The sequence below is a fragment of the Bariatricus sp. SGI.161 genome (assembly GCF_050313695.1).
In the GTDB taxonomy this organism is placed as follows: domain Bacteria; phylum Bacillota; class Clostridia; order Lachnospirales; family Lachnospiraceae; genus JAFBIX01.
This window is the reverse complement of record NZ_JBNPLX010000002.1, coordinates 95,875-114,664: the sequence shown is the minus strand read 5'-3', so window position 1 is coordinate 114,664 and position 18,790 is coordinate 95,875. Positions and strand designations below refer to the sequence as shown.

At 44.2% G+C, this 18,790-nt stretch carries 22 protein-coding genes; 2 read left to right on the top strand and 20 right to left on the bottom strand.

Features of this window, described 5'->3' with window-relative positions:
• Positions 1–20: 20 nt before the first annotated feature.
• The 19 genes from fabG to ACQRBH_RS01870 all read right to left on the bottom strand — a co-directional run bounded on the left by fabG (position 21) and on the right by ACQRBH_RS01870 (position 14,806).
• Positions 21–773 (bottom strand): 3-oxoacyl-[acyl-carrier-protein] reductase, encoded by a 753-nt coding sequence (gene fabG, locus ACQRBH_RS01960; RefSeq protein WP_235232291.1) that lies wholly within the window; start codon positions 771–773, stop codon positions 21–23.
• On the bottom strand, positions 767–1,687 hold the full coding sequence (gene fabD / locus ACQRBH_RS01955; RefSeq protein ID WP_427743742.1) for an ACP S-malonyltransferase: 921 nt from the start codon (positions 1,685–1,687) through the stop codon (positions 767–769). The genes fabG and fabD overlap by 7 nt, the downstream gene beginning before the upstream one ends.
• Positions 1,680–2,618 carry an enoyl-[acyl-carrier-protein] reductase FabK gene (gene fabK, locus ACQRBH_RS01950; RefSeq protein ID WP_427760782.1) on the bottom strand — a complete coding sequence of 313 codons (939 nt, stop codon included), beginning with the start codon at positions 2,616–2,618 and terminating at the stop codon, positions 1,680–1,682. Before fabK ends, fabD begins: the two co-directional genes overlap by 8 nt.
• 18 nt (positions 2,619–2,636) lie before the next feature.
• Positions 2,637–2,864: an acyl carrier protein gene (gene acpP / locus ACQRBH_RS01945; RefSeq protein WP_427743745.1), complete on the bottom strand. Its 228-nt coding sequence runs from the start codon at positions 2,862–2,864 to the stop codon at positions 2,637–2,639.
• A gap of 141 nt (positions 2,865–3,005) precedes the next feature.
• The gene (locus ACQRBH_RS01940) at positions 3,006–3,992 is read right to left on the bottom strand and encodes a beta-ketoacyl-ACP synthase III (RefSeq protein ID WP_427760781.1); all 987 of its coding nucleotides are present in this window, start codon (positions 3,990–3,992) and stop codon (positions 3,006–3,008) included.
• 227 nt (positions 3,993–4,219) lie between these two features.
• Complete coding sequence (locus tag ACQRBH_RS01935; protein ID WP_427743747.1) at positions 4,220–5,251, bottom strand: 3-deoxy-7-phosphoheptulonate synthase; 1,032 nt, start codon at positions 5,249–5,251, stop codon at positions 4,220–4,222.
• A gap of 20 nt (positions 5,252–5,271) precedes the next feature.
• Positions 5,272–5,751 (bottom strand): low molecular weight protein-tyrosine-phosphatase, encoded by a 480-nt coding sequence (locus ACQRBH_RS01930; RefSeq protein ID WP_235232296.1) that lies wholly within the window; start codon positions 5,749–5,751, stop codon positions 5,272–5,274.
• A 319-nt stretch (positions 5,752–6,070) separates the two neighbouring features.
• Positions 6,071–6,628, bottom strand: a complete 558-nt coding sequence (locus tag ACQRBH_RS01925; protein WP_235232297.1) for a M48 family metallopeptidase — start codon at positions 6,626–6,628, stop codon at positions 6,071–6,073.
• A gap of 43 nt (positions 6,629–6,671) precedes the next feature.
• Positions 6,672–6,995: a cupin domain-containing protein gene (locus tag ACQRBH_RS01920; RefSeq protein WP_427742953.1), complete on the bottom strand. Its 324-nt coding sequence runs from the start codon at positions 6,993–6,995 to the stop codon at positions 6,672–6,674.
• A gap of 20 nt (positions 6,996–7,015) precedes the next feature.
• Positions 7,016–7,453 carry a DUF4186 domain-containing protein gene (locus ACQRBH_RS01915; RefSeq protein ID WP_427760780.1) on the bottom strand — a complete coding sequence of 146 codons (438 nt, stop codon included), beginning with the start codon at positions 7,451–7,453 and terminating at the stop codon, positions 7,016–7,018.
• A 15-nt stretch (positions 7,454–7,468) separates the two neighbouring features.
• Positions 7,469–7,939: a DUF1653 domain-containing protein gene (locus tag ACQRBH_RS01910; protein WP_427742955.1), complete on the bottom strand. Its 471-nt coding sequence runs from the start codon at positions 7,937–7,939 to the stop codon at positions 7,469–7,471.
• Between the two features lie 76 nt (positions 7,940–8,015).
• The gene (locus ACQRBH_RS01905; protein ID WP_427742956.1) at positions 8,016–8,150 is read right to left on the bottom strand and encodes a hypothetical protein; all 135 of its coding nucleotides are present in this window, start codon (positions 8,148–8,150) and stop codon (positions 8,016–8,018) included.
• Positions 8,151–8,215: 65 nt separating this feature from the next.
• The gene (locus tag ACQRBH_RS01900) at positions 8,216–8,881 is read right to left on the bottom strand and encodes a hypothetical protein (protein ID WP_235232301.1); all 666 of its coding nucleotides are present in this window, start codon (positions 8,879–8,881) and stop codon (positions 8,216–8,218) included.
• A gap of 54 nt (positions 8,882–8,935) precedes the next feature.
• Positions 8,936–9,538, bottom strand: a complete 603-nt coding sequence (locus ACQRBH_RS01895) for a metallophosphoesterase (protein ID WP_427742958.1) — start codon at positions 9,536–9,538, stop codon at positions 8,936–8,938.
• 12 nt (positions 9,539–9,550) lie between these two features.
• Positions 9,551–10,519, bottom strand: a complete 969-nt coding sequence (locus tag ACQRBH_RS01890) for a Gfo/Idh/MocA family protein (RefSeq protein WP_427742959.1) — start codon at positions 10,517–10,519, stop codon at positions 9,551–9,553.
• A 3-nt stretch (positions 10,520–10,522) separates the two neighbouring features.
• Positions 10,523–11,326, bottom strand: a complete 804-nt coding sequence (gene proC, locus ACQRBH_RS01885) for a pyrroline-5-carboxylate reductase (RefSeq protein WP_427742960.1) — start codon at positions 11,324–11,326, stop codon at positions 10,523–10,525.
• Between the two features lie 32 nt (positions 11,327–11,358).
• Complete coding sequence (locus ACQRBH_RS01880; RefSeq protein WP_427742961.1) at positions 11,359–12,915, bottom strand: ABC-F family ATP-binding cassette domain-containing protein; 1,557 nt, start codon at positions 12,913–12,915, stop codon at positions 11,359–11,361.
• A 9-nt stretch (positions 12,916–12,924) separates the two neighbouring features.
• Positions 12,925–13,764, bottom strand: coding sequence for a serine hydrolase (locus ACQRBH_RS01875; protein ID WP_427760779.1), 840 nt, complete (start codon positions 13,762–13,764; stop codon positions 12,925–12,927).
• Positions 13,765–13,783: 19 nt separating this feature from the next.
• Positions 13,784–14,806 (bottom strand): aldo/keto reductase, encoded by a 1,023-nt coding sequence (locus ACQRBH_RS01870; protein WP_427760778.1) that lies wholly within the window; start codon positions 14,804–14,806, stop codon positions 13,784–13,786.
• Positions 14,807–14,983: 177 nt separating this feature from the next.
• Between ACQRBH_RS01870 and ACQRBH_RS01865 the strand changes: the two genes are divergently transcribed.
• Positions 14,984–15,406, top strand: coding sequence for a bacteriohemerythrin (locus ACQRBH_RS01865; RefSeq protein ID WP_235232308.1), 423 nt, complete (start codon positions 14,984–14,986; stop codon positions 15,404–15,406).
• 99 nt (positions 15,407–15,505) lie between these two features.
• Entirely contained in the window at positions 15,506–16,900 is a 1,395-nt protein-coding gene (locus ACQRBH_RS01860; protein WP_427760777.1) for an alanine/glycine:cation symporter family protein, read from the top strand.
• 10 nt (positions 16,901–16,910) lie between these two features.
• Here ACQRBH_RS01860 and ACQRBH_RS01855 read toward each other — a convergent pair whose 3' ends face one another.
• Positions 16,911–18,749: an alpha-amylase family protein gene (locus ACQRBH_RS01855; RefSeq protein WP_235232310.1), complete on the bottom strand. Its 1,839-nt coding sequence runs from the start codon at positions 18,747–18,749 to the stop codon at positions 16,911–16,913.
• Between the last annotated feature and the right edge of the window lie 41 nt (positions 18,750–18,790).

Below are 18,790 nucleotides of genomic sequence, written 5' to 3'. Positions count from 1 at the left end.
TTCTAGCTAACTGTTGGCTGCTACATCACCATGCCACCGTCTACGTGTAGCACCTGTCCGGTGATATATGCCGCATCTTCTGATGCCAGAAATGCAGCTGCTGCCGCTACCTGTTCTGGTTTTCCAAACTTTCCTAACGGAATCTGCGCAACAGACGCTTCTTTCACTTTTTCCGGCAATACTTGTGTCATATCTGTCTCAATAAATCCCGGAGCAATCGCATTGACCGTAACTCCACGAGATGCCAGCTCTTTTGCTGCTGCCTTTGTAAGGCCGATCACACCGGCCTTAGATGCCGCATAATTTGCCTGACCGGCATTTCCTGCCACACCGACAACCGAAGATAGATTGATAATTCGTCCGCTTCTCTGCTTCAACATCTGGCGACTGGCAAAACGAATGGTGTTAAATGCGCCTTTCAGATTCGTATTTATCACTTGATCAAAATCTTCTTCTGACATCTTCATCAAGAGACCATCACGAGTAATTCCTGCGTTATTAACCAGAATATCCAGATGACCATATTCTTTGATCACATTTTGGATAAATGTCTCACATGCCTCATAATCAGACACGTCACACTGGCAGATTTCTGCCTTTCCCTGTGCTGCCTCAATTTCGGCTTTCACTTCTTCGGCCCTTTCTCTGGAACCGTTATAATTTACGATGACCATAGCTCCCAGAGATGCCAGCTTCTCTGCGATTGCCTTGCCAATTCCACGAGAAGCGCCCGTTACAACAGCAACCTTCTTTTCCAATCCATTTTCTAACATAATTCACCTACTACTTTTTCAACGTCATCCCAGGACGCGATATTGTAAACTTTCACATTACGGTTAATCTTTTTCATAAAACCTGCCAGTGTTCTTCCCGGTCCAATCTCTACAAATGTATCGACGCCATCTTCTATCATAGCCTCCATACTCTGCATCCAGCGTACCGGAGAACTTACCTGCTCTGCCAAAAGTGCTTTGGTCAGTGTAATATCTTCTACTCTGGAAGCAGTCACATTGGTCACATATGGCACTTTCAGCGGATACACTTCTGTGTGCTCCAGTTCTTTTGCAAGTTCTTCTCCTGCAGGAACCAGAAGCGGTGAATGAAACGGACCGCTGACATTCAACATAACGGTACGTTTTGCCCCTGCTTCTTTCAATCGTTCTGCCGCTTCTTCAACGGCTTCTTTCTTACCTGTAATTACAATCTGTCCCGGGCAGTTATAATTGGCAATAGTCACTCCGTCTATGTCTTCAATGACACGTTCAATCTCTTCTGCATCCATTGCCATGACCGCACACATTGCTCCCACCCCGGCAGGGACAGTATTCTGCATCAGGATTCCACGCTTACGCACCAGGCGGATGGCATCCAGATCCTTCATCCCGCCTGCCACAGCGATTGCACAATACTCTCCCAGGCTTAAGCCTGCGGTGCAATCCGGTGTAAGTCCTCTCTTTTCCACAACTCTGGTCATCGCAAGGCAAGTGGTAACCAGCGCTGCCTGTGTATATTCTGTAATGTCAAGCTTCTCATTTTCTTCAAAGCAAAGTGCCTTCATATCCAGATTCAACGCATCACTTGCCTGATCAAAGATCTCTCTTGCGATCTCGCTCTTCTCATAAAAATCTGCACCCATTCCAGCTTTCTGGGCACCCTGCCCTGGATAGATAAATGCAATCTTACTCATAAAAACCTGCTCCTTTTATCATTGCATCTGTCTCGCTTACCAACTTAGTAATCAATTCCTCACAAGACATTCTTTCTTTTACCATACCGGCAATCTGTCCTGCCATGACACTTCCGTTCTTCACATCTCCATCTACTACAGCTCTTCGAAGTCCGCCCAGTGTCAGCTGCTCCAGTTCTTCAAAGCTTGCTCCTTTATTTTCCAATTCCAGATACTTCTTCGTCATGTCGTTGCGAAGGGCACGGACCGGATGTCCTGTGGTTCTTCCAGTTACCCTGGAATCGATATCCTTCGCCTTGATAATCCTCTCTTTATAATTCTCGTGAACCTGTGATTCATCTGTCACGACAAAGTGAGTTCCCATCTGGACTCCCTTCGCACCCAGCATAAATGCTGCTGCGATTCCTCTTCCATCAGCGATACCACCAGCTACAATGACCGGAATATTTACCGCATCCACGATCTGCGGAACCAGGACCATAGTCGTATTCTCTCCGATATGTCCTCCTGCCTCACATCCTTCTGCCACTACCGCATCGGCACCACAACGCTCCATACGCTTTGCCAACGCAACAGAAGCAACCACAGGAATCACCTTTACTCCTGCCTCTTTCCACATCTTCATATATTTCTCAGGATTACCAGCTCCGGTAGTCACAACTTTAACGCCCTCTTCTACGATTACCTGTGCCACTTCGTCTGCATAAGGACTCATAAGCATAATGTTAACGCCAAAAGGCTTATCCGTTAACTTCTTCGCTTCCTGTACCTGCTCTCTTACCCATTCTGCCGGAGCACTGGCAGCTCCAATTAAGCCAAGTCCTCCTGCTTCCGATACGGCTGCCGCCAGATGATATTCTGCGACCCATGCCATACCTCCCTGAATAATTGGATATTCGATTCCTAATAATCTGGTTACTTCTGTCTGCATATTAAAACCCCACTTCTATTATTCTTTGTGTTCGTTGATATATTCCATAACATCCCCTACAGTTGCAATCTGTTCCAGATCTTCTGTTGGGATCTCAATTCCATACTCATCCTCCAGAGCCATTACCAATTCAAACAGATCCAGAGAATCTGCTCCAAGATCTTCTTTAAATGAAGACGCTTCTGTAATATCAGCTTCGTCTACTCCAAGATTTTCTGCCACTAATTTTTTGATTGTTTCCAACATACAATTAATCTCCTTTTCTTGATTTGTTCTTTGCAGAAAAGTAGCCACTGGCATTTTCTGCATCTTATAATATGATATCTATATAAACTGGAACTTGCCAGTTTATCTCCGCTTTATCATCGCTATGATGCCATTCCTCTTCTAAGAATGCCACTCAATGATCGTCGCTCCCCAGGTAAGTCCTGCACCGAATCCTGCCATCATGATCTTCTGTCCAGCCTTCAGCTTACCGGTACGGTTCATTTCATCCAACAGAATCGGAATACTTGCCGATGAAGTATTGCCATACTCCTGCAGATTCATCGGAAACTTTTCGATTGGTTCCTCCAGGCGCTTTGCCACGGCTTCTACAATCCTTCGGTTCGCCTGATGTAAGATATACCAGTCAATCTCTTCCTGAGTCATCTTATTTCTTTTCAATGCTTCGCGAATGACTTCCGGTACTTTTTTTACCGCAAACTTAAAGACCGCCTGCCCATCCATTTGCATAAAATGTGCTTCATCCACCAGGGACTCTGCAGCTATCTCTGAAGTCAGACCATTACAGTCATGTCTGCTCTTACAAGTAAGTGCCACTCCCTTTAATCCATCGGAATGAGTGACTGGCAGATAAAACTTCTGATCTTCTGCCTTCAACACTGCAGCTCCAGCACCGTCTCCAAATAAGATACAGGTTCCTCTGTCCTTCCAATTGGTCAGATTTGAAAGGCTCTCACTTCCGATAATCAATGCCGTCTTATATATTCCCCCGGCAAGATATGCTGCTGCGGTATTATAAGCCAACACAAACCCCGTACACGCCGCACTCAAGTCAAAGCAGGTGGCATTCATTGCCCCGAGTTCCTTCTGCACTTCACATGCAGCACAGGGAAGAATCACATTCGAAGAGATGGTCGATACCAGAATCAGATCTATCTCTTCTGGCGTTACTTCTGCATTATCCAACGCACGTTTCGCCGCTTCACAGGCCATAGAAACCGTTGTCTCTCCCTGAATGATGTGTCTTCTTACCACACCCGTTCTTTCCTGAATCCATTCATCACTGGTCTCCACCAGCTTCGCAATATCGTTGTTATCCATTGTATACGACGGTGCGTATGACCCCGTCCCACATATTATTCCTGTCATATGCATTCCTCTGATTTATTTTGACTTTAAATTATTTTGACTTTCAAAGTATATATCCGGTAAGCGTGTTTGTCAAGTACTTTGATATTCAAAGTATTATTTTTCTATAAAAAGATATGTCAGAAATCAACATTTGCTATCGATTTCTGACATATCTTTTCATATTATACACGTCATATCTTATCTTCTATTCTTATATGCCAACTTCACTTCTCTATCCTCTGTGATTAGCATTTCTCCGCGATATCGTAGATCAATCGTTCCGTATCTTCCCATCCAAGGCACGGATCTGTGATAGACTGCCCATAAGTCAGATTGTCACAGATATCCTGTCTGCCTTCCACCAGATAGCTCTCAATCATAATCCCCTTGACCAGTTTCTTAAGTTCCGGATTATAATTTCTGCTGTGAAGGACTTCACTGGTAATCCGGATCTGCTCCTTGAACTTCTTCCCTGAGTTTGAATGGTTCACATCTACGATGACCGCCGGATTTTTCAAATCCTTCTTTGCATACATATCTGCCAGACGTGCAAGGTCTTCATAGTGATAGTTCGGGATGGTTGTGCCGTATTTGTCAACGCCGCCTCTTAAAATCGTGTGCGCCAGTTCATTTCCGCTGGTGGTCACATCATTTCCGCGATAAATAAAACGATGTGGATGCTGTGCTGCAGTTACGGAATTCAACATCACTGCCAGGTCTCCACTGGTCGGATTCTTCATTCCCACCGGAATATCCATACCGCTGGCCGTCAGACGATGCTGCTGATTCTCAACGGAACGGGCACCGACTGCCTCATAAGACAATACATCATCCAAGTAACTTCTGTTCTCTGGATACAGCATCTCATCTGCAGAAGAAAGCCCCGTCTCTTCCATAACACGGATATGCATCTTGCGGATTGCTACGATACCTGCCAACAGATCCGGCTCCTTCTCCGGGTCAGGCTGGTGCAGCATTCCTTTGTACCCATCTCCTGTGGTACGCGGTTTATTCGTATATACTCTCGGAATAATCATTAATTTATCGGATACTTTATCTGCAACCTTTTTCAGACGATTGACATATTCACACACCGACTCTTCATTGTCTGCAGAACAAGGTCCTACCAGTACAACAAACTTATCAGATTCTCCGGTAAATATCTTACGGATCTCATCATCTCGTATCTTCTTAATCTTCTTTACCTCTTCCGGTACCGGGTACTGAGCCTTCAACACATCCGGCAGCGGTAATTCATGGTTCAATCTCATTGACATCTCTCTATCTCCTCCTGTTTTCACCTTATCTGCTCTGACACAAGTCCTTTTCCAATCAGATCATTCAGGAAACCTTCGCATCCTTCTACAATGTCATCGTATGTCCGGTCAAAATTCCCGGTATACCAGGGGTCTGCGATATCTCTTGGATTCTCTGAGAAGTCCAGAAGCTTGCATACCTTGTGCTCCGGGTCGGAACCAATGATCCTGTCTATGTTACGAATATTACGGTATTCCATCCCAATCAGATAGTCATACTTCTGATAATCCTTCTTCTGAAGCTTCACGGAATATTTCCCTGAGGTACTGATTCCATATTGTTTTAATTTATTCACCGTTCCATAGTGAACCGGATTGCCAAGCTCTTCTGAACTTGTAGCAGCAGAGGCGATATGAAACTGGTCACCCAGGCCACGTTTCTCTACCATGTCACGAAAGACGAACTCCGCCATCGGGGAACGGCATATGTTGCCGTGGCAGATGAATAATACATGAATCATATAGTCAAACTCCTTTGATGATCATCTCCTCTGGAGACTGTATCTAGTATAACACCACCGCCCCAAAACTTCAACACTTTAAAGCGTTGATATTTTCTTGTCAATTTTCTGATATACATACTTCATTGTCATTCCCTGTATGACTGTCGTAAAGAATACAATCGCATAAGTACTACCCGGCGGTTCGTTTTTTAGCCCGGAATCGGGCATAACAACCATATTTCGTAGTATATGCATTCCGGCTGTGATGCTTTGACTTGAACTTCGGAAATCCGGTCTTTGAACGTTCAAAAAACTTCTTTGCCAGTAATATCGATTTTCATACACATCTCTGCATCAGCTGACCGCCATTCTCCTTCAACCACCTATTCCATTTCCAATAATCTGGGAATACCCGAAGCACCTCTGCATAGAATCTGTCTGAATGATTCATCTCTTTTCGATGGCAAAGCTCATGAACCACAACACTATCAATGACTTCCGACGGTGTCAGCATCAGAAGACAGTTGAAATTCAGATTCCCATTCGCGCTGCAGCTTCCCCACCTGGTCTTTTGATTACGGATTGTGATTCTCCCATAATCGACACCTATCTTTGGCGCATAATATGCCACCCTCTGTGGAATCACTTTCACTGCCTGATCCGCAAGTTCCTGAATCTCTTGCATGGTAAGCTTCTCAACCGGCGGTCGTTCTTCCAATCTTTGTCTGGCAATCTCCTGGTGCTTCTGAATCCATTCTTCATGCTTATGCACAAACTTACAAATTTCTGAATCAGGAAGTCTTATGGGTACACGGACAATCACCTGCCCATCTGGTTTTACTTCCAATCCTATCGTTCTTCTATTGCTCCTGATCACGGTATACTCTAACTTCATATTGCCTGCCCCATTAGTTCAATCAATAGGATAGATTCCCAAATTAAAATGACACGATTAATTGCATTTTAAATCGTTCTTCTCCATAAACCGCATGTGGGATTCCCTTTGGCATGATTAGTGTATCGCCCTCCTCAAGGTAGAACACATCCTCCGCCACCGTAAAGCGGCCTTTTCCTTCAAGCACCGTCACCATTGCATCTCCACCGGAAGAATGAGTGGAAATCTCTTCCCCTTTGTCAAAGGAAAATAAAGTCATGCTGACAGAATTGTTCTGAACAAGCGTCTTGCTGACAACCTGGCCCTCCAAATACTCTACCTGATCCTTTAATGCTAACTTCACTTGCTTCTCAATGTTCTTATACATCTTTCTCTTCCTCCTAATTATTAAAACGGCAGTGTCATCTGTTCATACTTTTCTTCCATCTCTATTTCAGAGACTTCGTCCCCCTCCATCTGACGACCGACCCATTCCATCAGCACATCTACCACATAATCCTGCTGCTCTTCGGTAAGTTCCTTTCCTCTGGGAAAATGATGCCATTTCTCCAGACAGCCTCTGCAGCAGCAAGCCGTAGCATGCTGCGCAATAAAAATCGGATGGCCCTTCATCGGTGTTTGTTTACCGTCATTGGGAATCACCGCTGGCGCCAGGCGCTGACTGACAAAGTCCCTGGCATGCTCCCGAATCTTGTCACCGCCTTTATCAAGCACATATTTCTTATCCTTTTCTTTTAGATGAAACCCACTGCGAAACTTCGACTGGGATAAACGTTCAAACAAATCTTCCAGATTCCTTTTCTCACCATCACACAATCTTCTCACTCTTCTTATCCATCGTTAATCTTCCACCTTCTCAAACCGATACTTCTGCTTCACATCTGGATACTTCTGTCTGTCCACTTCACTCATGAACATCGCATACGGTCTGGCGCACACTTTAAACGGCGCGTATAACGCCTGATAAATCACCAGTCTCTCGCCTGTCTCTGTATGTGACGCAAACGCAAGCACCTTATACAGATACTCCGAAGTATCCGCAGATACCCACTCACGCTTAAAATGCTGCACGATATCACCCACACGGATATCCCTGTTCATTACCTCTGCCGGCTGTTCCTCTTCAGGTTCTGAGGCAATCGGTTCTGACTCTAATTCCTCATATTCGTCCTTGTCAAGAGAGACCGGAACACCGGTTTTGCCTGTGATATGAACACCGCCATACCAGGTACCCTCGATAGTAAAAATGTCACCAATGTCGTATTCCGAAGAATAATCATTATTTTTCTTTATAATCTTAATTTTATTCATTGGAGTCACCTCAATTTCCCTATTGCTTTTTCCATTTGCCTATAATCATTTATTTTCTCTCGTAGCAAGAGCTTCATCAAGACTTCCCGCCAACATGCTCAGATAAGATGTTCTCACCGTATCCTTCATGAAAAGTTCCAGTTCCACCATTTTCTTTTATTTCTTCTAGATTATTAACCGGCAGTTTAACTTCGATTTCATAATTATTCAATAAATATCCCCTCCCCGGTCATTACAATCTCTCTACCTTCAAATATAATTCAACTATCGCGATATCTATTCCTCTGCTTCATCCAACGCCACTCCTTCGCCCCATTCCTTCAGATACCTGAGATATTCTGCTTCTGTATTCAGGAAATTCTCTGCATTCTCGGGCAGTACGATGGGTTCCAATGTACCTGCGATATAATTGCACACATATATCACTTTGCTGCAATTCAGGAATACCCAGTCGAATTGTACTTTTTCATTTTTCTGGCGTTGTTCCATGTATTCGAATAGAGATTGTGCATCAATCGTTGTCTCGTCTGTCGGATGTAAGAACAGATACAATCCATTATAGCGTTTGTTCTTGTAGTTGGCATTTAGTTTTTCCAACTTCCTGTCGAATCGATACTCTGCTTTTTTCAGATAATCCTGCTCTAGTTCCGGATCGGGTAACACAGCCCAGAATCTTCCGTTGTAAAAGTACAGCCGATCTCCGTACCGTTCGATTGCCGATTCCGGGAGTTCTTCTTTCCGACATCCCAGATATTGTTCAATGAAGGATTCTGTCTTTCCATCGTCTGGCATGAGTGCCTGACTGACTTCCAGTCCAAAGTCCATGGTCTCATTGATCCAGTCCGGAGATTCACTTTTGATGAAGACAGGCTTATATTCTGCCCACAGATACTTTAATGAAACTGCTGCGTATATCTCATTTAACAGCTTTTCATATGCCATCTTTCTACCTCCCGTCTCTGACCTTTTGGTAACTTAGTACAGAGTATGGCAGTTTTATTCAGACTCGCCCCACTCTAATATTTCCTTCAGACTCCTTGGTTCATAATCCATATAAGGCTGCATACATCCCACATTGTATGCACGATATTCTGCTTCTCCTTTGCGATGAATCTTTTCGTCTTGATTCATGCGTGTTATACAAGATTGAAAGAATACATCCTCTTCCGACTTATGGGTATGACCGTATAAGAGAATGGTCCCTTTGTGCTGTCCGTTCCACATCAGAATTGGATAATGGGACAACACCAGTTTATAAGCTCTTCCGCCGTAGGAATCTGTCACTTCTTTATAGTCGCATATCTCATAGAACAACTGCTTCAGACGATAATCAGACAGATCATCGTGATTACCCTTGATCAGGATTTTCTTTCCCTTCAGTCTCGCAATCAAGGACAGCAGTTCTTCATTTTTCCCTCGCATACTGACATCACCGAGAATGTACACCGTATCACCATTTGTAATCTTCCGGTTCCATCTGGTAAGAATATCCATATGCATCTCCTCTAATGATTGATATGGCCTTCCATCGTAATTTCTCCCGCCATTGTCAATCTGACTACAGCAGAATAGATGCAGGTCACTAATATAATAATTCATTGATTGCCCTCTCTACTCAAATGGATACCGTACTCCCCAGTCTTCTCGAAGTGCATCCATCTGTTCCATAATCTTCACGGTCTCGCTGTGTGGCATTTCTTCACATTCCAATTGTCCATCTTCCAACGCTCTCTTGCAGGCCTCGACTTCATACTCGTATCCGGTGATCTGCTTTGGTACTTTTATGGTGCGGACTAATGTTCTGTCCTTTGTAAACACTTCGATCTTGTCAATATTATTGATATTATATGCGATCAGATAACCCTTGGTTCCGTAGATGATGCCGTACTGCTCTGTTGCGGCCATCATTCCTGCGTGCAATGTTGCAATACGTCCATCTTTGTAACTGAAGATCATCGCATCTTCTGCATCCATGCCGGAATCTATTTTTACACAAGTTGAAGTGATTTTCTCGATATCATTTCCAAAGAACATACTGGCGAAATTGATTGGATATACACCCACATCCAGCAGTGCTCCGCCGGCAAGTTCCGGCTTGATCAGACGTTCTACTCCAGACAGTTCATACCCCAGATTCGCACTCAGCATTTGTAGTTCTCCAAGCTCTCCACTTTCCAGAATATCTGTGATAATCCTTCGAGACGGCATATAGCGGGTCCAGATTGCCTCTGTGATAAATACGTGCTTTTCTTTTGCATAATCAAGAAGTTCTCTTGCCTGTTTCGCATTTGCAGTAAACGCTTTTTCACACAATACCGGCTTTCCATAGGTAATACATAATTTTGCATGTTCCAGATGATGAGAATGTGGGGTCGCGATATAAACCAGATCTACGTTCTCATCAGCCAGCATCTCCTCATAAGAGCCATAGGCTTTCTCAACATGCTCATCCTCTGCAAATCTTTGCGCCTTCTGCAGATTCCGGGAAGCAACTGCATATGCATCAGCCCCTTCCATTCCGTTCAATGTAAGTGCCATCTTGCGAGCAATACCGCCTGCGCCTAATATTCCAACCTTCATTTCTCATTCTCCTTTTCTATCATCCAGATTTTCTGTGCAGGCTCCCATTGCCTCCATTACTGCATTGCGGAAGCCGCATTCTTCCAACTTCTTGACCATCTCAATCGTAATTCCTCCAGGGGTACATACTTGATTCTGCAACTCTGCCGGATGCTTTCCTGACTTCAGGACCATCTCTGCACTTCCTTTTACAGCCTGTGCACTCAGACGGATTGCCTGATCCCATGGAAATCCTTCTCTTGCGGCTCCATTTGCCATTGCGTCTATCAACATGAAGATCATCGCCGGAGACGAACCAGTAACCGGAATAATTCCATTCAGCAGTCTCTCTGGCATCCGTTCTGCTGCCCCGAATCCTCCGATCAATCTTGTAAGTTCTTCCACCTCTTCTTCTGTAACGTTATCGTTCGGCGCTACTGCGGTTACCGCTGCTCCAACCGTAGCACAAGTATTCGGCATGGTACGGACGATCTTCTGATCAGCGCCGATGTGTGACTGAATCTCATCCAGTGTAACACCTGCTGCCACAGACCATACGATGGTTCCATTTTTCTGGACAGTCTCGGCAATTTCATCGAACACATCCGGACAGAACCTTGGATGAATTGCAATCAATACAATATCTGCTTTTGCTGCTTCTTTATTATCCTGTGTAATATTAACTCCCAAAGTATCCTTGATCTTTTCAAGGCTTGGCAGATAGATATCCGACACCAGAATCTCAGCCGGATTAATCAATTTGTTATTCACAATTCCTCCAAGAATCGCATTTGCGATAAGTCCACATCCAATGGTTCCTAACTTCATCTTCTTTTCCTCCTCGTAAGTTTTGAACATATTTATACCAGTCTCGTGGTCCATTTCGTACAATCCCATACGTCTGTCGCAATTCCATCATAAAATTCTGGTTCGTGGCACACCATAAGAATACTTCCTTTATAATCAATCAGTGCTCTTTTCAGCTCATCTTTTGCCATTACGTCCAGATGATTCGTCGGCTCATCCAACACCAGAATATTGGACGGGCGGTTGATCAGCTTACACAGCCGAACCTTCGCCTGTTCGCCTCCTGAAAGCACCTTTACTTTACTTTCGATATGATTCGTGGTCAGACCACATTTTGCAAGGGCAGAACGTGCTTCGTATTGGGTGAATCCTGGGAATTCGTTCCAGATCTCTTCCAGGCAAGTAGTCTCGATATCCGGCGGCATCTCCTGCTCGAAGTATCCGATTTCCAGATAATCTCCCTGCTCTACCGAACCTTCAAGCGGATCGATCAGTCCCAGAATACTCTTAAGAAGCGTGGTCTTTCCGATCCCATTTGCACCGGTCAATACAATTTTACTTCCTCTTTCCATCTCCAGATTCAGAGGTGAAGACAGGGGATCATCATATCCAATCACCAAATCTTTGGTTGTGAAGATATATCTGCCCGGCGTCCTTGCGACCTTAAAGTTGAATTCTGGTTTCGGCTTCTCGGCTGCAAGTTCAATGATGTCCATCTTATCCAGCTTTTTCTGACGGGACATTGCCATATTTCTGGTCGCGACACGTGCCTTATTTCTTGCCACAAAGTCTTTAAGCTCCGCAATCTCTTTCTGCTGACGGTTATAGGCTGCCTCAAGCTGTGCTTTCTTCATTGCGTAGACTTCCTGAAATTTATCATAATCTCCTACATAACGTGTAAGCTGCAGATTATCCATATGGTAGATGAGATTAATGACGCTGTTCAAAAAAGGAATATCATGAGATATCAGAATAAATGCGTTCTCATAGTCCTGCAGATATCGCTTCAACCAGGTGATATGTTCCACATCCAGATAATTGGTGGGCTCATCCAACAATAAGATATCTGGCTTTTCAAGAAGTAATTTGCCCAGAAGAACTTTGGTCCGCTGCCCGCCTGAAAGATCAGTTACATCCCGCTCCAGTCCGAGTTCCAGAAGTCCCAGCGCTCTTGCAACTTCTTCTACTTTCGAATCTATCAGATAGAAGTCCCGATTAGTGAGCAGATCCTGAATGACTCCCAGTTCCTCCATATAGGCTTCCATCTGCTGTTCATCTGCATCTCCCATCTTATCACAGATCTCATTCATCCGCGCTTCCATATCAAACAAAGAATCAAAGGCACTTCTGAGAACGGATCCTATGGTCATGCCTTCTGTAAGGACTGCGTGCTGATCCAGATACCCGACCTTCACGTTCTTCGCCCATTCAATCTTGCCTTCATCCGGCATAAGCTTCCCGGTGATAATGTTCATAAAGGTAGATTTCCCCTCGCCATTTGCTCCAACCAGACCGATGTGCTCTCCCTTTAACAAGCGGAAAGAGACATCTTCAAAAATCGCACGATTACCAAAACCGTGCGATAAATGTTCCACATTCAGAATACTCATATAACCTCCTCAATCATTTACCATATATGTATGTATATCATCCAATGTATCGATCAATGGATCCAACAAGTCTATACGCTCACATGCATTACTCAATACGACCATTACATATGGATGTTCATCTGCCATCACAATTCCCGCATCATTCTGTACCATATAATAATCACTGGAATTGATCCAGCCTGCCTTGGAATATACCGTATACGTATCTCCTAATGTGTCATAGATACATGAATTCAAAGTATCTGTAAAAACAGATGCAAGCCACCGGGAATCTTCCGTATCACTCATAAAGTAATCATACATTTGCACCCACAAAAGTCCCAATTCTCTCGCTGTGATATCTGCCCACTTATCGATGAACTCTATATCACTACACCCGGCTTTTTCCATCCATTTTTGAAACACTTCTTTTCCATAAGTATTCCACAGCACTTTATATCCATCATTACTGGATATATGAATGGTCTCCTCTATCACAGAGCGCTGCTCATCCAGGCAAGACGGCACTTCCTGTGCCAGACAGACTACATAAGGCCCTTTGATGGTGCTGGCAGAATAATAGGTCTTTGTCTCGCGATAACTAAAACCCTGACCACTGTTCAGATCATACATCCAGAAGCTGACATTATAACCTTCTGCTTCAATTGCCTCCGTTTTATCTTCTAATTCCTTCTTTAATCTTGGTTCCGGTTCATGAACAACCATATCTATTGCCGATGAGACCACACTGGCTCCAACTGCATGCGAATATGTACTTGATTCAGCCGCCTTTCCTGTCATGGTGCAAAAGCTGATCAGAGTCATAAGGAAAGCACACACAATAAGAACCGATTTTCCCTTTTTCACAGCCCACCTCTTTCGTACTTTAGATTGCCTTTCCGGCCATAACCTCCTGATAATCTTTGTAATTCTTCTTCAGAAGTTCCGGTGTATTCAGTCCATACGGGCATTTGGACTTGCACTGTCCACACTCCAGACACCCTTCAATCTTCTTCATCTTCTCCTGTGTCTCCTCTCCCAGATATGCAGCCGATGGCGCGCGCCGAAGAAGAAGTGACATTCTTGCACAGTTATTGATCTCGATTCCTGCCGGACATGGCATACAATATCCGCAGCCCCGGCAGAATTCCCCCTGCAGCTCCTGCTTATCTCTTGCAATCCTCTCTGCAATCTCTCCTTCCATCTTCGGTGGATTGTCCTGGTAGGATAAGAACTCATCCAATTCACGTTCTCTCTGGATTCCCCAGATTGGAAGGACGTTATCATATTGATTCATATATGCATAAGCCATCTCTGAATGATTGATCAGCCCTCCAGCCAGAGCTTTCATCGCCAGAAATCCCATATCCTTCTCTTTACACTGCTCTACAAGATTCAGTTCCTGTTCTGAACTCAGATAGCTGAACGGAAACTGCAATGTGTCATAGAGACCACTGTCTATTGCTTCCTGGGCCACCGCAAGACGATGGTTCGTAATTCCGATGAATCGGATCTTTCCCTGCTTTTTCGCTTCCAGCATTGCATCATATAACCCATCTTCTCCACCCGGTTTCGGACAGAATGCCGGATTATGAAACTGATATACATCTATATAATCAGTCTGCAGCTGTTTCAAAGATTCCTCAAGATCCTTCCAGAAGCCTTCCGCATCCTTAGCCATTGTCTTGGTCGTAATAAAGATATCTTTCCGCACATCCGACAGTGCATACCCAATCTTCTCTTCACTGTCGGTATACATCCGAGCGGTGTCAAACAGCCGCACTCCGTTCTCATACGCTTTTTGCAAAATCTTCGCTGCATCTTCCTTACTGATCCGCTGAATCGGCAGCGCCCCAAATCCATTCTTATTTACCACAATATTCGTTCTTCCTAATCTGACAGTATCCATAATTCTCCTCCTTCGTCTTATATATTATCTTAGCACATCCTTTCACCTCTGACCAGAGGACAACACTGGATGAAATGTTGATAAAAATATAAATTTGGTTTTTCTTTCTGATAGCGTTGTTAATTGTTCCTTATCATGTTATAATTTTATCAAATGATTAGACAGGAGGCGTGCATTATGTATGCAGAATTTAGTGACAACCTAATAACCGGTAATGAGATGATTGATTCTCAGCACAAAGAACTGATCTCTAAGATTAATGACGTTCTGAAAAGTTGCGAACAGAGCAATGATAAATTAGTCGCAGTAAAGACTCTGGACTTCTTGGAAGAATATACAGAATATCATTTCTCCGCAGAGGAAGCACTTCAGAGAGAGATTGAATATCCAGGCTACGATAAGCATAAAGCTCAGCATGATGCTTTCAAGCAGACGATCGCTGATCTTCAGGATATGCTTCAGGAAGAGGAAGGTCCATCTCCAGCTTTTGTAGCAAAGGTTCAGGAAAAGGTCGTTGAATGGCTTTATGTACATATCGAAGGCTTTGATCGTTCTGTTGCAGAATACAAATTTATGCGCGAGAACAATGCAAGACTTTAACAGCGATATCAGATTTTGATTCATAATCATAGCGCCCAGCTATAAGCTGGGCACTATTTCTTATACATTTTATTATATTATTAACAAAGGAGACCTATTATGGCAATGACCATCTTCCATTTCATCTATCAACTTTTATGGGGCGATCTCATTACCATTCCATTACCCGGCGGCAGTTCCGTGGGGATTTCCCTGTTAGTACTGATATTGATTCCATCCGGCATCTACTTTACTATCCGGACCCGGTTTCTTCCTGTCCGCCTTTTCCCGGATATGATGAAAGTTACAATTGAAAAAAAGGCATCTTCTCAGAAGGATTCCATCTCTGGACTGCAGGCATTGATTATCTCCACTGCGACCCGTGTCGGTATGGGGAATCTGGTCGGTGTGGTAGCTGCAATATCCGCAGGTGGCGCCGGTGCCGTCTTCTGGATGTGGGTGACAGCTCTTCTTGGTTCCTCTACAGCATTCGTTGAGGCAACCCTGGCACAGCTTTACAAAGAAAAGGATCCCTTATATGGCGGATATCGCGGTGGTCCTGCCTACTATATCCACCATTTATTTATCAAAAAAGACAGCACCCGCAGGCATTCTGTTATCGCCATTTTATTCGCAATCTCTGGTCTGATCTGCTGGTGTGGCATCAGCCAGGTCATTGGGAATTCCGTTTCTTCGGCGTTTGAAAATGCCTTTCATATTCCACCACTCTATACGACGATTCTACTCGTCCTTATTGCCGCAATTATTGTACTTCGCAAAAACGCGACCGTAAAAGTGCTGGATATTATCGTACCGATTATGGCAGGGCTCTATTTCTTCGTTACGATATTTATTATCGCAAAAAATATAACCTTGCTTCCTTCCGTTTTCCAGCAGATATTCTCAGAAGCATTCGGATTGCGTCAAGTCGCAGCCGGAGGTTTCGGTGCTGTGTTGATGAACGGTGTAAAGCGCGGACTGTTCTCCAATGAAGCAGGTTCTGGATCAGCGCCATGCGCGGCCGCCGCTGCTGATATCAACCATCCTGTCAAGGAAGGACTCTTGCAGGCATTCGGTGTCTTTATCGACACCATCGTTATCTGCAGCTGTTCCGCAATGATCATGCTTCTGACTCCATCCGCACTCACCGAAGGGCTTGTGGGCATGGATCTTCTTCAGGAGGCAATGCGCTATCATCTTGGAGAATTCGGAGTGATATTCATTGCTGCCACTCTGTGGCTCTTCAGTTTCTCGACTTTTATCGGTGTACTGTTCTATGCCAGATCAAATGTTGCCTACCTGTTTGGCGATAACTGGCTGTCACAGACATTGTATAAAGTCCTTGCACTGATCATGCTGTTCATCGGCGGACTGGCTGCATACACCTTCGTCTGGGATCTGGGAGATGTTGGAATCGGGATGATGACCATCTTTAATATGATTGCATTGATTCCATTATCACGCCAGGCAATCGACGCTTTAAAAGAATACGAACGCACAAAAAAACCTAGATAGCTACTTCCCTTTATTCACTTTTTCTGACACACCAGCGATACTGGTAAGGTGCCATCCATACTGACTGCATGCTCACTCTTTCTTTACGAAAGAGGTCTTCATACTGTGCATCAAGAGTCGGAAGACATGCCATCTTACCTTCCCCTGAAAAATTGGCAATACAGATCAGTTCTTTTTCTTTGAAAGTTCTCCGTATGGCAAATACCGACATCTGACAGGTATCCCATGTTGTCACATTAGCTTCATTGCGAAAGCATGGATTCTGTCTTCGTATCTGTTCCATCTTCTTAAGCCCTCTCCAGATTTCATTCTGGACAGTTCCCTTTTTCCTGCGAAGTTCTGCATTCTCCCAGTTAAAAGGGCTTCTATGCAGATAACGACTGTCTGCGGCAACATCCGGATTGTTCTTATATCCATAATCGTTGACTTGGCCAATCTCATCTCCGGATGAGAGCATCATAAATCCCTTCAGGCTCATACATGCTGCATGCATCATCAAGACCCTCTGAATGCCTTGCTCTTTCTGCCAGTCATCCCCTTCGAATCCGCCCTTTTCGATTCCGCACAGACTTGCAGTTGTCCCACAACTTCTGGCATCCAGGCTAATCGGATCATAATTATACAGTTCACCTCTTGCAAAACTATCTGGGAACGTCCCTTCGAAGAACCGGTACAGATACTCCTTATGTCTTAATGGATCAATCTGGAGATTTCTTTCCTGTTCTTCATCCAGTCCCCATCCGATATCATCATGACAGCGCAGATAATTGACGAAATAACAATTATCAGGGAGACTGTGAATGACATCCATCTGATGTTTCAAAAGTCTGGTGTCCTGTGTAGCCAGGGCCGCCCACAGATTGACCATACTGGATACTCCATACAGCATATGGCATTCCGGTTCTTCCTTCGTACCGAAGTATACCGGCAACTCTTTCGGCGCCATAACGACCTCACCTTTTAGGATAACTCCCGGACATACAATCTCCAGAATCATTCGAATCATCCGCACAATGGTATGCACCTGTGGCAGATTCCTGCAGTTTGTTCCAAGTTCTTTCCAGATATACGGGACTGCATCGATTCGAAAGATCTCCACACCCATATTCGCCAGATACAGGATATTTCCCACCATCTCATTAAACACTTTTGGATTGTGGTAATTCAGATCCCACTGATATGGGTAAAATGTAGTCAGTACAAATCTTCGCATCTCTTCACACCAGGTAAAATTCCCCGGTGCCGTAGTCGGAAATACCTGAGGCATCGTCTGCTCGAATCTTGATGGAATATCATAGTTGTCATAACACTGATAACGTTGCATATATTCCCATTCTCCTGCCTTGGCGCGCATTGCCCACTCATGTGTATCCGCCGTATGATTCATGACAAAGTCAAGACAAAGACTGATTCCCCTCTCCCGCAATGCTTTTGTAAGTTCTTCCAGGTCCTCATTCGTACCAATCTCCGGGTCAACCGTTCGAAAGTCTTCTATTGCATATCCTCCGTCGTTATATGGATGTGGCATCTTCAAAAGCGGCATCAGATGCAGATATGTAATCTTCTGCTCTGACAGATAATCCAGGTTCTGGATCAGTCCCTTCAGATTACCTGCAAATAGATTCGGATACATGGTCATTCCCAGCATATTTTTATCTCTGAACCAAAACGGATTCTTTTCTCTTTTGCTATCCAGTTCCTTCAATTCTGGGGATCTGTTTTTAAAAAATGACTCCATCGATAGAAACAACTCTTCATAGCTACGGTCATCCTGGTACAACGACATGTATTTTTCATATAGCTCCTGTCCATGGAGCTGCATTCTTCGTTTATAATCTTTATCTTCCATTTTATTTCCTGCTTACATCTCGTTCCATCATATCTAACACC

Coding starts and splice junctions, on each gene's coding strand:
- fabG (WP_235232291.1), bottom strand. CDS start 773: ATGTTAGAAAATGGATTGGAAAAGAAGGTTGCTGTTGTAACGGGCGCT.
- fabD (WP_427743742.1), bottom strand. CDS start 1,687: ATGAGTAAGATTGCATTTATCTATCCAGGGCAGGGTGCCCAGAAAGCT.
- fabK (WP_427760782.1), bottom strand. CDS start 2,618: ATGCAGACAGAAGTAACCAGATTATTAGGAATCGAATATCCAATTATT.
- acpP (WP_427743745.1), bottom strand. CDS start 2,864: ATGTTGGAAACAATCAAAAAATTAGTGGCAGAAAATCTTGGAGTAGAC.
- ACQRBH_RS01940 (WP_427760781.1), bottom strand. CDS start 3,992: ATGACAGGAATAATATGTGGGACGGGGTCATACGCACCGTCGTATACA.
- ACQRBH_RS01935 (WP_427743747.1), bottom strand. CDS start 5,251: ATGTCAATGAGATTGAACCATGAATTACCGCTGCCGGATGTGTTGAAG.
- ACQRBH_RS01930 (WP_235232296.1), bottom strand. CDS start 5,751: ATGATTCATGTATTATTCATCTGCCACGGCAACATATGCCGTTCCCCG.
- ACQRBH_RS01925 (WP_235232297.1), bottom strand. CDS start 6,628: ATGAAGTTAGAGTATACCGTGATCAGGAGCAATAGAAGAACGATAGGA.
- ACQRBH_RS01920 (WP_427742953.1), bottom strand. CDS start 6,995: ATGTATAAGAACATTGAGAAGCAAGTGAAGTTAGCATTAAAGGATCAG.
- ACQRBH_RS01910 (WP_427742955.1), bottom strand. CDS start 7,939: ATGAATAAAATTAAGATTATAAAGAAAAATAATGATTATTCTTCGGAA.
- ACQRBH_RS01900 (WP_235232301.1), bottom strand. CDS start 8,881: ATGGCATATGAAAAGCTGTTAAATGAGATATACGCAGCAGTTTCATTA.
- ACQRBH_RS01895 (WP_427742958.1), bottom strand. CDS start 9,538: ATGAATTATTATATTAGTGACCTGCATCTATTCTGCTGTAGTCAGATT.
- ACQRBH_RS01890 (WP_427742959.1), bottom strand. CDS start 10,519: ATGAAGGTTGGAATATTAGGCGCAGGCGGTATTGCTCGCAAGATGGCA.
- proC (WP_427742960.1), bottom strand. CDS start 11,326: ATGAAGTTAGGAACCATTGGATGTGGACTTATCGCAAATGCGATTCTT.
- ACQRBH_RS01880 (WP_427742961.1), bottom strand. CDS start 12,915: ATGAGTATTCTGAATGTGGAACATTTATCGCACGGTTTTGGTAATCGT.
- ACQRBH_RS01870 (WP_427760778.1), bottom strand. CDS start 14,806: ATGGATACTGTCAGATTAGGAAGAACGAATATTGTGGTAAATAAGAAT.
- ACQRBH_RS01865 (WP_235232308.1), top strand. CDS start 14,984: ATGTATGCAGAATTTAGTGACAACCTAATAACCGGTAATGAGATGATT.
- ACQRBH_RS01860 (WP_427760777.1), top strand. CDS start 15,506: ATGGCAATGACCATCTTCCATTTCATCTATCAACTTTTATGGGGCGAT.
- ACQRBH_RS01855 (WP_235232310.1), bottom strand. CDS start 18,749: ATGGAAGATAAAGATTATAAACGAAGAATGCAGCTCCATGGACAGGAG.